This window comes from Micromonospora sp. WMMD734 (assembly GCF_049178975.1).
GTDB classification, from domain to species: domain Bacteria; phylum Actinomycetota; class Actinomycetes; order Mycobacteriales; family Micromonosporaceae; genus Micromonospora; species Micromonospora wenchangensis.
The window spans coordinates 5,110,431-5,122,747 of record NZ_JBMHMK010000001.1; the positions used below are offsets into that span (position 1 = coordinate 5,110,431).

Below are 12,317 nucleotides of genomic sequence, written 5' to 3' on the forward strand. Positions count from 1 at the left end.
GGCTGGATCGACCACGCCGGAAAACACCCGGACGCCCGGCGAAACCGGGAGCTGGGGGAAAACCGCCAGGCGGAGCCGGGTGCCTGCCGGCTTCTGACCGCGGACGCTGTTGCCTAACGTCGATCTGGTGATCGAACTACGGGAGTTGACCAAGAGGTACGGGGACCGGGTCGCCGTGAACGGGCTGACCGTCCGGGTACAGCCGGGGGTGGTGACCGGCTTCCTCGGCCCGAACGGGTCCGGCAAGTCGACGACGATGCGGATGATCCTCGGGCTGGACGCCCCGGACCATGGGGAGGCACTGATCGGCGGTGTGCCGTACGCGAAGCTGACGTGGCCGTTGAGGTCGGTCGGCGCACTCCTCGACGCCGGGGCGTTCCACCCCGGTCGCAGCGGCTACGCGCACCTGGCCGCGCTCGCCGCCAGCAACGACATCCCCCGATCGCGCGTCGATCAGGTGTTGCGCCTCGTGGGTCTGTCCGATGCGGCGAAGCGGCGCACCGGCACCTACTCGCTCGGCATGCGCCAGCGGTTAGGCGTCGCGGTGGCGTTGCTCGGCGACCCGGGGGTCCTGCTGCTCGACGAGCCGGTCAACGGGCTGGACCCGGAGGGCATCCGCTGGATCCGGAGCCTGCTGCGCGCACTCGCCGCCGAGGGTCGGACGGTGTTCGTGTCCAGCCACCTGATCGCCGAGATGGCGTTGACCGCGGACCAGCTGGTGGTCATCGGCCGGGGCGAACTGCTGGCGGAGACCACCGTCGCCGAACTCGCCGGCCGCCACGACACGCTGGAGGACGCGTTCTTCCGGCTCACCTCGCAGACCACCGACTACCGCGGCACGGAGGTGTCATGAACGGCTACGGATTCCGGCAGGTGGCCCGGATGGAATGGATCAAGCTGAGCAGCGTCCGGTCGACCTGGTGGCTGACGTCCGCGACGGTGCTGTCGATGGCGGCGACCGGGGTGGGGGTGGGCCTCGGCTACCGGTCCCACACGCCGGTCGCCACCACCGCCCAGATCCTGAACAACAGCCTCAGCGGCGCCCTCCTGGCCCAACTGTTCCTGGGTGTGCTCGGCGTCCTGCTGGTGACCGGCGAGTACGGCACCGGGCAGATCCGTTCGACGTTCGCCGCCGTACCGCGGCGTCGGACGGTCCTTTCGGCGAAGGCCGCCGTGTGCGGTGGCGCGGCTCTCACCGTCGGCATGGCCGGGACGTTCGCCGGCTATCTGGGCGGGCAGCTCGCGATCCGTGGTACCGCCATCCCGACCGCTTCCCTCGGGGACCCGGCGGTCCTGCGGGCGGTCCTGCTGACCGGCGGTTATCTGGCCGCCACGGCGCTGATCGGGGTGGGTATCGGGGCGTTGGTGCGGCATTCGGGGGCCGCGATCGGCATGCTGTTCGGTCTGATGTTCGTCCCCACGATCGTGGTCGGGCTGTTCGGCGAGCACGGCGTCGTCGTCGGACGCTTCATGCCGCTGCTGATGCTGCTCAACTCGGTGGCGGTGCTCTCGCCCGGGTCCGGGCTGTTCACCGGGTGGGTCAGCGTGCTGCTGATGTGCGGGTACGCGGCGGTGGCGATCGTGTGTGGTGGCGTCCTGCTCCGTTCCCGGGATGCGTGACCCACGGGCCGACGACAGCGGGGCCGGCCACGACCGGGCCGGTCGCAACGGAACAGGCAGCAGCGCGGTCATCGGCCAGAATGGGCCGATGACCGCGCTGCGCGCACCGTTCACCGGACCCGTCCTGCGTCAGGCCGTGTTCTGCGTGGTCGGTGTGCTCAGCGCGGTCGCGGTCCTGGCCGCACCGATGCTCGTGCCCGCCGTGGGTGCCCTCGTCCTGTGGGCCACCGGGGCCATGTCCCGTGAGCCCGCCCCCACCGTCGCGCCGCTGTTCCTGGTGCTGTTCCCGCTCACCGTCGCGCTGCTGGTCGTGTTGGCCGCCCCGGCCGGGCGCGCGACGGGAGCGGTGCACCGCCGGCTCGCGTCCCGGCTGCTCGGCGTACACCTGGAAGCTCCGCCGCCACGGTCGTCGCGGCGGCCCGGTGCGCTGGTCACCGACGGGCCGGGCTGGCGGGCCTGCGGGTACGCCCTGCTCAAGGTGCCACTGGCCGTCCCGCAGGGCTACGGCGTGTTCTGTTACGTGTTCGGGCCGGTCAACCTCAGCTACCCGCTGTGGTGGCCGCTGTTCCGCAACCACCCGCCCGGCACCCGCCTCGGGCCGGTGTTGGCGCTGACCCCGTTCGGCCCCATCGGCGCGCGCACGCTCGCCGGCACGTTCCTCATCGCGACGGCCGGTCTGGCCATGCTCCTGGTGGCACCGACGCTGATGCGGATCGGCACGACGGCCGACCTGGCGGCGATGCGGTGGCTGCTCGGTCCGCGCCGGCTCGCCGAACGGGTGCGGCAGCTCCAGGTCAGCCGGGCCCAGGCCATCGACGACGCGGCCACGATGATGCGCCGGCTGGAACGGGACCTGCACGACGGCGCGCAGATCCGGCTGGCGACGCTGGCCATGAACCTCGGTATGGCCACCGAGAAGCTCGGCGTCGACGGCCCACCGCCCGACCTCGCGCAGGCCCGCGAGCTGGTCGCCCTCGCCCACCAGGGCGCGAAGGACGCCCTCGCCGACCTGCGCGACCTGGTGCGCGGCATCCACCCACCGGCGCTCGACAACGGTCTCGGCGACGCGCTGGCGACGCTGGCCTCCAGCAGCGCGCTCCCGGTCACGGTGACGGTCGAACTGCCCGACCGGCCGGCGCCCGCGATCGAGACGATCGCCTACTTCTGCGCGGCCGAACTGCTCGCCAACGCCGCGAAGCACAGCAACGCGACCCGGGTCCGGCTCGGTGTCGTCGGCACCGGCCGCAGTCTGACGCTCGGTGTCACCGACGACGGCACCGGCGGGGCGGACCCGGCCGGCCCCGGCCTGACCGGGCTGGCCCGCCGCATCACCGTCGTGGACGGCCGGATGATGGTGCACAGCCCGGTCGGCGGGCCCACCCGGGTCGAGATCGAGCTACCCACACAGGTGTGAATGGGAGGCGACGGCATGCGGGTGGTGATCGCGGAGGACGCCGCGATGATGCGCGAGGGGTTGGTCCGGCTGCTCACCGACCGTGGCTTCCAGGTCTGCGCGGCGGTGGCCGACGCGGACTCGTTACGGTCGGCCGTCGCCGACGCCCTGCCGGACGTGGCAGTGGTCGACATCCGGATGCCGCCGACGCACACCGACGAGGGGCTGCGTGCCGCGATCGACATCCGCCGCGACCATCCCGGGGTCGGGGTGCTGGTGTTCTCCCAGTACGTCGAGACCCGCTACGCGACCCGCCTGCTCACCGACCGGCCCAGCGGGGTCGGCTACCTGCTCAAGGACCGGGTAGCCGACGTCGCCGACTTCGTGGAGGCGCTGACCCGGGTGGCGGCCGGCGGCACCGCGCTCGATCCGGAGGTGGTCGGTCACCTGATGCGGGCCGGGCGGGACGTGGCGGGGCTGGCGTCGCTGACCCCCCGCGAGCGTGCGGTGCTCTCGGCGATGGCCGAGGGCCGGTCCAACGCCGGCATCGCGGCGGCGCTCGCCATCACCCTCGGGGTGGTGGAGAAGCACGTGGCGAACATCTTCGCGAAGCTCGGGCTGCCGGCCTCGGACGGCGACAACCGCCGGGTGCTGGCCGTCCTGCGCCACCTCGGCGGCTGACCGTGCCCGGTCCGACGCCGGCCGGCGTGCATGCCCGTCGGCCGGCGACCGACACGAACGCCGGCCGGCAGCCGAAGGGCCACCGGCCGGCGGGGTGGTTCGCGGGTCAGGGGATGAAGGTGACGCCGGGCAGTCGTGGCGACGGACCGTCCAGCAGGTGCCCGTCCCGGCCGCGCAACCACCTGTCGAAGAAGGCGGTGACCAGGGTCTCCTGGGTGCGGACGGCGCGGGCCGGGTCGAGGGTGCCGATGGTCTCGGTGACGAAGCTGTCGGGAAGGCCGAGTTGCCGGGCGATCTGCGGAAGCAGCGGCACGATGTCCTTGTACGCGTCCTCGCTGGGCGCCCCGTCGAGCCGCAGGTCGACTCGCCAACCGGTGCTGTTGTCCCACAGCATCCGCCAGGACGGCGTCTGCCGGTGGTCGGTGCCGGCGTCACCGACGAACATGAACGGCCGGTCCAGACCGGTACGGGTCACCGGCCACAACCGGAGGGCATCCGGGACGATCGGTGACTCGATGCTGCCGTCCATGTCGATCGCGGCCCTGATCCGGGAGTCCTCGCTCATCACCTGCAGAGCGGTGATCCCGCCCGCCGAGACACCGAACATGCCCGCCCGGCGCAGGTCCAGGCCGCCCGCCACGCCCCGGGGCAGCGGCCGGCCCTCCGCGTCCGGGTTGCCACCCCGGTGCAGGGCCGCCAGCTGGTCGAGCACGAAGCGGATGTCCGCGACCCGGGTGTCGAACACACGGGCCGCGAGTCGCTGGAAGTCGTCGGGCTGCTGCGCCTGCTCGAAGAGCTGCGGCAACACGGTGGTGAGGACCCGGCCGTCGGGAAACTCCACCTCGGATGTCTCGTAGGTGTGGTCGACGGTCACCACCACGTACCCCCGGCTGGCGAGGTCCTGCACCACCGTGGTGTTCCAGGTCCGCGGGTCGCCGGCCCCGGGGGAGTACAACACCACGGGGAACGGTCGCGCGCGCCGCGCCATCGGCGCACCCCGGTGACCGCTGGTCCGGGTGGCGGCGAAGTCCACCGCGCCCGCCGGTATGTCGTACAGGCTGGTCCCGACCCCGTCGGCGCTGCCGAAGTGGGCCGCCGCGCCGGGCAGCATGTGGGGTGCCCGGGGGAAGCGGTCCACGTCGGTGGCCGGGTACCAGAGGCTGACCATCAGCTCGCGGGAGGCCGGGGTGGTCGCCCACGGGTCGGTGCGGGAGCGGTCGACCAGGTGCAGGTCGACGGTGCCCACCGGATAGGGCCCGGTCGGCGTCGGCAGTCTCAGCCGGGCCGGGCCGTCACCCGGACGCCAGGTCGGCCCGTCACCTGGATGCCGGGTGGACGGCTCGACGGTGCCGGCGGCGAAGGTGGGTGCCGCGTTCGTCAGGGTCAGACAGCCGGCGACCAACGCGGCGAACAGGGCTGTGCGGATTCTTCGTGCCATGAACGGGCTCCTCGGGAAACCGGGGCTGCGCCTGCGGCCGCCCTCGGTCGTTCCCACGCTAGGAGCGCGACAGGGGCGACAGAAGGCGGCTTCCACCCGCCGTCGTACCGGGGATAACCCCCGGGACCACCCGCGACCTGCGGTCCGGCCGGTCGGGGCAGACTGGGACCGTGGAACGTCACGAGTTCGGCGTCGCGGTGCGCCAGTTGCGGGAGAGCACGACGCCGGCGACGGTCGGGCTGCCGGTCGGCCGGCGGCGGGTGCAGGGGTTGCGGCGGGAGGAACTCGGCGATCTGGCGGGCATGTCGGCGGACTACGTACGCCGGTTGGAGCAGGGGCGCAGTCATCCGTCGGCCGGGGTGGTGCACGCCATCGCCCGTGCGCTGCGGGTCGGGCGGGCGGAGTACGAGCGGCTCTGCGCGCTGGCCGGGTACGCCGCCGCGGACGGGCGGGTGCCCGACGAGATCGGTCCGGGCGCGATGCGGCTGCTGGAGCGGTTCACCGACACCCCGATGTTCGTCTCCGACGCGGCGATGAACCTGGTCGCCGTGAACACCGCGTTCCTGGCCCTGGGGCACTGGGAACTCACCGGGGACCCGTGGCAGTGGAACGTCGCCTGGCGTACGTTCTGCGATCCGTTCCGTGGTTTCCGGCAGTCGGCGGCCGAGGCGACCGATCACGAGGCGGTCCTCGTCGCCCGGCTGCGCAGCGCGGTGCTGCGTTACCCGGCCGATGCCTCCCTCGCCGGGCTGGTGGACGAGATGCGCAGCCGCAGCGGTCTGTTCGACACCCTGTGGCGGGAGCCGCGTCCGGTGACGGCCTACGAGAGCAGCGCCGCGTTCGTCCATCCGGACGGCGGTGTCGTCACCCTCGTCGGCAGCCTGGTCACCATCCCGGGTGACGATCTGGCGGCCCTGATGCTCACCGCGGCACCGCGTTCGGCCGATGCGGCGCGGCTCGCCGAGATCGTCGACGACGCCGGTGAGCCGGCCGTCATCAGGGTGGGCCAACCTGGCCCAGGCTGACCGCGCCGGTTCCTGCCAGATTGGGTGACGTATCCGGCGACCGCGGATCCGGCGGCTGCCTCCGGGCGACCCTGGTGACACCGGGCCGGATGCCTCCGCACCGCGCGGCGCTGCCGCGACGGCACCGCTTCGCGCCCGAGGCTCACCGACGGCGTCCAGGAAAGCAGGTCAGGCAATGAAGGCAGTGCGCTTTCACGAGTTCGGCGGCCCCGAGGTGCTCCGCTACGAGGACGTCGAGCAGCCCGTCCCCGGTGTCGGTCAGGTCCGCATCCGGGTCGCCGCGACGTCGTTCAACGGCGTCGACGGCAACATCCGCGCGGGCTTCATGCAGGGCCCGATCCCGGTCGAGCTGCCCCACACTCCCGGCCTCGACGTCGCCGGCACGGTCGACGCGGTCGGTCCCGAGGTGACCGACATCGCGGTCGGCGACCGGGTCATCGGCTTCCTGCCGATGACGGGGACCGGGGCGGCGGCGGAGTACGTGATCGCGCCGGCGGAGATCCTGACCGGGGCGCCGGGGAACATCCCGTTGGCCGATGCGGCGGCGCTTCCGCTGGTGGGGCTGACGGCGTGGCAGGCGCTGTTCGACCACGGCAGGCTGACCGCCGGCCAGCGGGTGCTGGTCAACGGGGCCGGCGGCGCGGTCGGCGGATACGCCGTGCAGTTGGCGAAGGAGGCCGGTGCCCAGGTGATCGCCACGGCCAGCCCCCGCAGCGCCGACCGGGTCAGGGCCGCCGGGGCCGACGAGGTGGTCGACCACACCAGCACCGACGTGACGGCGGCGGTGACCGAGCCGGTCGACCTGGTGCTCAACCTCGCCCCGGTCGCCCCGGAGCAGCTCGCCGCCCTGGTCACGCTGATCCGTGACGGTGGAACCCTGGTCAACACCACCGTCTGGATGCCCGCCCCCTCCGACGGGGCGCGTGGCGTACGCGGCATCGACCTGTTCGTCCGCAGCGACGCCGACCAGCTCGCCGACCTGGCGGCGCGGGTGGGCACCGGCGAGTTGCACGTCGAGGTGGCCCAGCGGGTGCCGCTTGCCGAGCTGCCCGCGCTGCACGCCCGGGCCGGCGCGGGTGAGCTGCCCGGCAAGACGGTCGTCCTCACGGCCTGAGGGCGACCGTCCGGCCGGCGGCACAAACCAGGTGACGTCGACGGATGTCTACGCGAGACTGACCGGCGTGGCAGGGGTCGAGGTGGTCGTCGCCCATCAGGAGCGCGCGACCCTGCGCGTCGACGACCTGTTCCTCAAGATCGACTCCGATCCGACGCGCACCGCCGTCGAGGTCGAGGCGATGGCGTTGGCACCGGTTCCCACGCCGGAGATCCGATGGCACAGGCCGCCCGTGCTCGCGCTCGCCGCCCTTCCCGGGCGGCCACTGGGCCAGCTCGGCGAACCGTCGACCGCGTCGCCCGCCGCGTGGGCCGCGGCCGGTGCCGCCGTACGCAGGCTGCACGACGCCCCGCTGCCGCCCTGGCCCGGTCGTCACCTCGACGACCTGGCGGCACGCCTCGACGGGGAGTGCCGGTGGCTCGTCACGAACGGCGTCCTCCCCGCCGATCTGGTCGCCCGTAACCGTCGGGTCGCCGAGGCCGCGCTGCGGCCGTGGACCCCGGTGTTCATGCACGGCGACCTGCAGACCGCGCACGTGTTCGTCGAGCACGACGAGGTCACCGGCGTGCTCGACTGGTCCGAGGCGGGCCCCGGCGACGCCCTGTACGACCTCGCCATCCTGACGCTCGGTCACGAGGAGCACCTGGGTGACGTCGTCGCCGGTTACGGCACCGAGGTCGACGTCGACGTCATCCGGGCGTGGTGGTCGGCGCGGAGCCTGCTGACGATCCGCTGGCTGACGGAACACGGCTTCGACCCGGCCGCTCCGGGCTGCGAGATCGACGTGCTCACCGCCCGGAGGTGAGGCCACCGGGCCGGTGTTCCCTCCGCTGCGGGTGACCCGCGCCGGCGTAGACGTACCGTTGGAAGATCTCCTGGTGTGTGAAATCCCCTCTCCTGTCTAGCCTGCGGCCGGGCCGCAGCGAGCGGACGGCGGACGGCCCGGCGCGGAAGGGTGCTCCGCGCCGGGCCGTCGCCGTCGGACCGGTCAGTTGGCCGCGCAGGTGGCCGTGGCACCGGGGCCGGTGCCGTTGCCCTGGAAGCCGAAGTTGGTCGACTGCCCGGCACCGACCTGCCCGTTGTAGCTCACGTTGGTGAACCGGACGGTCCCGCTGGTGCCGCTGGACTGTGCGCTCCAGGTGCTGGTGACGCTGGCACCGCCGGGCAGGCTGATGCTGACGTTCCAGCCGTTGAGGGCGGTGGCGCCGGCGGTGACCGTCACGCTCGCCGTGAAGCCGCCGTTCCACTGGTTGACCACCACCGACGCGGTGCAGCCGTTGCCGGCCGGCGGCGGCGTGGTGGGGGGCGCCGTGGTGGGGGGCGGGGTCGTCGGCGGGGCCGTGGTGGGCGGCGCGGTGGTCGGCGGGGTCGTCACCGGCGGGTTGGGTGCGCCGTTGGCCAGACTGAAGGCCAGGTCCGGCTGGAAGGAACCGGCGGTGTAGCGGCAGCCGTCGGCCTCACCCGGCGGCTTCACCCAGAGGTACGCGTCGATGTTGTTGTCGCCGGTGTTGGTCGTCGGGTACTGCCCGATACGCCGGTCGGTGTTGTCGTCGCCGCACCAGTCACCGCTGGCTCCGCCGTTACGGCTGGTGTCGATGACCTGGCGCTTGCCCGAGATGCCCATGCCGTTGAGGGCGTTGATGACGTTCCGGCCGAAGTTCGCCTCACTGGAGGTGGGGTTGAAGTTCGACACGTTGGTGAAGAAGCCGTCGGCGTACTGCACGCCGGCCGCCCGCAGGCGGTTGGCCGTCTCGTTGGCGCTGTTCCAGGTGGAGTGGCCGCCGTCGAGGTAGACCTTGGCGTTGGGGTTGGCCGCCTTGAGGGTCCGGGTGGCCGTCGAGATCGCCTGGTTGCGGGCGTTGATCTCGTTGCTGTTCAGGCAGGTCAGCAGGGCGAGCGAGTCGGTCTCCAGGATGATGATGACCGTCTGGTTGCCCAGCCCCCGGGCGAAGTTCGACACCCAGGTCTGGTACTGGTTGAGGTCGGGCGCGCCACCGGCGCTGGCCCCGCCGCAGTCCCGGTTGGTGATCTCGTAGATCGAGAGCACCGGGATCTGCCCCGCGGAGTTGGCGGCGCCGACGAACGACGCGGCCTCGGACTGCGCGGTTGACGGGTTGAAGTTGGCGAACCACCTGGCCTGCGGCTGGCTGGCGATCTTGTCACGGATGACGCCGACCCGCGAGTCGCCGGGGTTGGCGGCGACCCAGCGGACGACGGCCGTCGTCGGGTCGCGGTAGAGCGGTCCGGATATCGTCCCGGCGGAGGCGGTGCCACCGGCGAGGACTACGCCGGCGGCGGTGACGCCCGCGACGGCCGCCACGCTGAAGGCCGCCACCGATCTGCGGCGGAGCGAGGAGAGGGTAGCCACGACGTGTTGCCTCCTGATCACATAGATGTTTCTACATGGGAGCGTTCCCACGACGGTAGCCGAGGCGTGCGCCGCTGCCAAGACGTACGGCCCGCCCATTGAGACATCGACCAACTTCACGGGCTGTGCGGACCGGACGGCAGCGTAACGCCGATGCGGGGTGCGGCGACCGGAGCAGGGAGGCGGCGACCCCGCTCACCGGGTCACGGCGTGTGCACCCGGTCGACCTTCACGGTGAGCAGGACCCGCTGCTGCCCACCACCGCCGAAACCGGGATAGGGGCGACCGAGGTACTTGCGGGACAACTCGTCGATGTGCTCGCGGGCACCGGCGGTGGAGATGTCCACCACGCTGCCGCGCAGCGCCCAGTACCGGGCCGGGGCGGCGGGGTCGGCGACGCCGATGGCGACCCGCGGGTCGCGTCGTACGTTGCGGGTCTTCTGGTGGGTGTCCACGGTGTTGACCAGCACGTGCTCGCCGTCGGTGCCCACCCAGGTCTGGGAGATCTGCGGTGACCCGTCGGGCATGAGCGTGGTCACGAAGCAGATCGCCGTACCGTGCAGGACCGCGACCAGGTCGTCGGGGAGAGCCGTCATGGGCTGCGCCTTCATCTCGGGGTGTGGTGGTGGAGCCGGCCGACAGCCAAGTGGAATGGAAATTCCAAATGGAAGGGCTATTCCACTTCCTGGGCGGTGCCGTGTCCACCTTCCGGCGCGGGATCGGGGCGACGTCGCCCACACACGGCGACAGCGGCACCGCCGTCGTGCGCGGTGCCGCTGTCGCCGGTGGCGGCCGGTCCCGATCGGTCGCCGGAGGGGGCGGCCGGTCCCGATCCCTGCCGCCGGCCGACCCGCCGGAGGGGAAGGTTCCGTTACGGCCGGAGGGCCTGCGCGGCCGGGGTCCAGGTCGACTCGTCCCTGACGTCGGCGACCCTGATGCCCTTGGCGACCTTCTCCAGCTCGGCCAGCGACAGCTTGTTGCCCAGGCCCATCCCGCTGACCTGGAGGACGACCGTGCCGTCGGCGTTCCAGATGTTGCAGAAGCCGCCGCCTCCGGCACCGTCACCCGGGGCCCGCCGGTCCGAACCGGGGTAGCACTTCGTCACACCCGGCTCCGGGGACTGGTTCGAGCTGCCGGCCGGCGTGACGAAGATGTGGAAGCCGTCCTTGATGCCGTTCTCGGCCTGGTCGTAGGGCGCGGTCAGGCCCGAGGTGGGCGCGGCCGGCCGGGTGTACGTCGCGCCGCCGAAGTCACCGGCGCGGGCCGCGGCGATGCCGCTGAGGCCGGGCATGGCGTGCGTGCCGGACTGCAACGGCCGGTAGCCGGCCGGCACGTAGCCCACGGTGAACGGCACCGTGGCCGGCTTCGGCCGGCTGGGCTTCAGACCGCCGACCAGGCCGCCGAGGTCCTGGAAGCTGGGCGAGGCCACGGAGCTGGAGATCGACGTCACCGCCGCCCACGCGTTGGGCGCGTACTCCCAGGCGAGCAGCTTGTTGCCCTCGTCGACCGGCTTGCTCGGGTCGAGGCCGACCGGCAGGGTCGCCTGCACGGCCCGGTGCCCGGCCACGGTGACCTTCCTGCCGTTCTTGATCCCGGCCGGGTCGAAGACGCCCGGCCGGTAGACGGTCAGGTACGCCCACAGGCTGGGCTTGCCCCCGGCCGCCCGCTTCTTCTGCTCGATGGGGTCGCCGCCCGCCTCGATCTCGTCGGCGGTGACCGGCTTGTCGTTCGAGATGTGGCCGTCGGAGTAGACCGAGGCGATCTGGTAACCGACCGACGCGACGATCGGGTCCTGCACGTGCAGCGGGCCCGCGTCGTACCCCTGGAAGGTGAAGGTGAACGGCGGGGCGTCGGCCCAGCGGGCCTCGGTGGGTGCGGCGGCCGCCGCACCCACCGGGGGCGGCGCGGCGGTGGTGTCCCGCCCGGCGCCCAGGGTCGGCAGCGCGAACGCGCCGGCGACCGCGACCACGACCAGGCCGGCCGCACCGGCCGAGGCGAACCCGGCCCGGCGTCGCCGCTGCGCCCGGCGTCCCGCCGCGACGATGTCGTCGGCGGTACGGGTCATCGGTGGCTCCTGACCGGTCACCGCGTCCACCAATTCATGCAACTGCACTGGTCAACTCCTCGATCGAATTCCCGGTGAGATTGATGCGTTCGGCAGCGAGCGACTCGCGCAGCTTGGCCAGACCGCGGGATACCTGACTCTTGGCGGTGCCCACCGTGCAGTCGAGGACGCCTGCCGTGTCCTCCAGGCTCAGGCCCAGGTAGTGCCGGAGCACGACGGCGGCCCGCTGCCGGGCCGGTACGGCGTCGAGCGCGGCCCGCAGCCGCATCCGCTCGTCGGTCGCGTCGGCCGGGTCGCGCAGCGCGACGTCCGGCATGGCGTCACCGGACGACCGCTCCCGCCGCCACGGCCGCCGGGTCTCGTCGACCGCCGCCCGGTAGACCATGGTCTTGACGTAGAGATCGGGCCGTTCCAGCTTCCGCCAGCGGGGATAGAGCTTGACCAGGGCGTTGGCCACGGCGTCCTCGGCCGCGTGCCAGTCACCGCAGGTCATGTACGCCAGCTTGCGCAGCGACGCCATCTGGGACGTCACGAACTCGCGGAACGCCTGTTCGTCTTCGGCTCTCACGTCGGCTGCCTCCTTGTGCCGGAGGTAGAACGGAGGCACCGGCCC

12 protein-coding genes are annotated in these 12,317 nt (G+C 72.6%); 7 read left to right on the forward strand and 5 right to left on the reverse strand.

The genetic code is table 11. The features are described 5' to 3' along the window. Nucleotides 1-127: 127 nt before the first annotated feature. Genes ACN267_RS21845 through ACN267_RS21860 form a run of 4 tightly spaced genes read left to right on the forward strand, consistent with a single transcriptional unit; the run spans nt 128 to nt 3,694 of the window. The gene (locus ACN267_RS21845) at nt 128-853 is read left to right on the forward strand and encodes an ABC transporter ATP-binding protein (RefSeq protein ID WP_204958883.1); all 726 of its coding nucleotides are present in this window, start codon (nt 128-130) and stop codon (nt 851-853) included. Beyond that, complete coding sequence (locus ACN267_RS21850; RefSeq protein ID WP_421489545.1) at nt 850-1,620, forward strand: ABC transporter permease; 771 nt, start codon at nt 850-852, stop codon at nt 1,618-1,620. Before ACN267_RS21845 ends, ACN267_RS21850 begins: the two co-directional genes overlap by 4 nt. Then, nucleotides 1,613-3,034: a sensor histidine kinase gene (locus tag ACN267_RS21855; RefSeq protein WP_281900859.1), complete on the forward strand. Its 1,422-nt coding sequence runs from the start codon at nt 1,613-1,615 to the stop codon at nt 3,032-3,034. The genes ACN267_RS21850 and ACN267_RS21855 overlap by 8 nt, the downstream gene beginning before the upstream one ends. A 15-nt stretch (nt 3,035-3,049) precedes the next feature. Beyond that, nucleotides 3,050-3,694, forward strand: coding sequence for a response regulator (locus ACN267_RS21860; RefSeq protein ID WP_421490478.1), 645 nt, complete (start codon nt 3,050-3,052; stop codon nt 3,692-3,694). A 106-nt stretch (nt 3,695-3,800) separates the two neighbouring features. Here the strand turns inward: ACN267_RS21860 and ACN267_RS21865 are convergent, their stop codons facing one another. Next, complete coding sequence (locus tag ACN267_RS21865) at nt 3,801-5,132, reverse strand: alpha/beta hydrolase family protein (RefSeq protein WP_204958881.1); 1,332 nt, start codon at nt 5,130-5,132, stop codon at nt 3,801-3,803. Between the two features lie 170 nt (nt 5,133-5,302). Here ACN267_RS21865 and ACN267_RS21870 point away from each other — a divergent pair, with 170 nt between their 5' ends. The 3 genes from ACN267_RS21870 (at nt 5,303) to ACN267_RS21880 (ending at nt 8,076) form a co-directional block, all read left to right on the forward strand. Further along, nucleotides 5,303-6,157 carry a helix-turn-helix domain-containing protein gene (locus ACN267_RS21870; RefSeq protein WP_421489546.1) on the forward strand — a complete coding sequence of 285 codons (855 nt, stop codon included), beginning with the start codon at nt 5,303-5,305 and terminating at the stop codon, nt 6,155-6,157. A 175-nt stretch (nt 6,158-6,332) separates the two neighbouring features. Continuing rightward, nucleotides 6,333-7,271 carry an NADP-dependent oxidoreductase gene (locus ACN267_RS21875; protein ID WP_281900863.1) on the forward strand — a complete coding sequence of 313 codons (939 nt, stop codon included), beginning with the start codon at nt 6,333-6,335 and terminating at the stop codon, nt 7,269-7,271. A 67-nt stretch (nt 7,272-7,338) separates the two neighbouring features. Further along, the gene (locus ACN267_RS21880; protein ID WP_281900865.1) at nt 7,339-8,076 is read left to right on the forward strand and encodes a phosphotransferase family protein; all 738 of its coding nucleotides are present in this window, start codon (nt 7,339-7,341) and stop codon (nt 8,074-8,076) included. Nucleotides 8,077-8,259: 183 nt separating this feature from the next. Here the strand turns inward: ACN267_RS21880 and ACN267_RS21885 are convergent, their stop codons facing one another. The 4 genes from ACN267_RS21885 to ACN267_RS21900 all read right to left on the reverse strand — a co-directional run bounded on the left by ACN267_RS21885 (nt 8,260) and on the right by ACN267_RS21900 (nt 12,272). Beyond that, nucleotides 8,260-9,639, reverse strand: a complete 1,380-nt coding sequence (locus ACN267_RS21885; RefSeq protein WP_281900867.1) for a glycoside hydrolase family 6 protein — start codon at nt 9,637-9,639, stop codon at nt 8,260-8,262. A 203-nt stretch (nt 9,640-9,842) separates the two neighbouring features. Continuing rightward, nucleotides 9,843-10,235, reverse strand: coding sequence for a PPOX class F420-dependent oxidoreductase (locus ACN267_RS21890; RefSeq protein ID WP_204958878.1), 393 nt, complete (start codon nt 10,233-10,235; stop codon nt 9,843-9,845). A 275-nt stretch (nt 10,236-10,510) separates the two neighbouring features. Continuing rightward, a complete protein-coding gene (locus ACN267_RS21895) occupies nt 10,511-11,752 on the reverse strand; it encodes a hypothetical protein (protein WP_421489547.1) in 1,242 nt (413 codons plus the stop codon). Next, entirely contained in the window at nt 11,739-12,272 is a 534-nt protein-coding gene (locus tag ACN267_RS21900) for a SigE family RNA polymerase sigma factor (RefSeq protein WP_204958876.1), read from the reverse strand. Before ACN267_RS21900 ends, ACN267_RS21895 begins: the two co-directional genes overlap by 14 nt. Between the last annotated feature and the right edge of the window lie 45 nt (nt 12,273-12,317).

What these genes read in the sequence shown, in the direction of transcription:
- ACN267_RS21850 (WP_421489545.1), top strand. Translation starts at nt 850, where the DNA reads ATGAACGGCTACGGATTCCGGCAGGTGGCCCGGATGGAATGGATCAAG.
- ACN267_RS21855 (WP_281900859.1), top strand. Translation starts at nt 1,613, where the DNA reads ATGCGTGACCCACGGGCCGACGACAGCGGGGCCGGCCACGACCGGGCC.
- ACN267_RS21860 (WP_421490478.1), top strand. Translation starts at nt 3,050, where the DNA reads ATGCGGGTGGTGATCGCGGAGGACGCCGCGATGATGCGCGAGGGGTTG.
- ACN267_RS21865 (WP_204958881.1), bottom strand. Translation starts at nt 5,132, where the DNA reads ATGGCACGAAGAATCCGCACAGCCCTGTTCGCCGCGTTGGTCGCCGGC.
- ACN267_RS21875 (WP_281900863.1), top strand. Translation starts at nt 6,333, where the DNA reads ATGAAGGCAGTGCGCTTTCACGAGTTCGGCGGCCCCGAGGTGCTCCGC.
- ACN267_RS21890 (WP_204958878.1), bottom strand. Translation starts at nt 10,235, where the DNA reads ATGACGGCTCTCCCCGACGACCTGGTCGCGGTCCTGCACGGTACGGCG.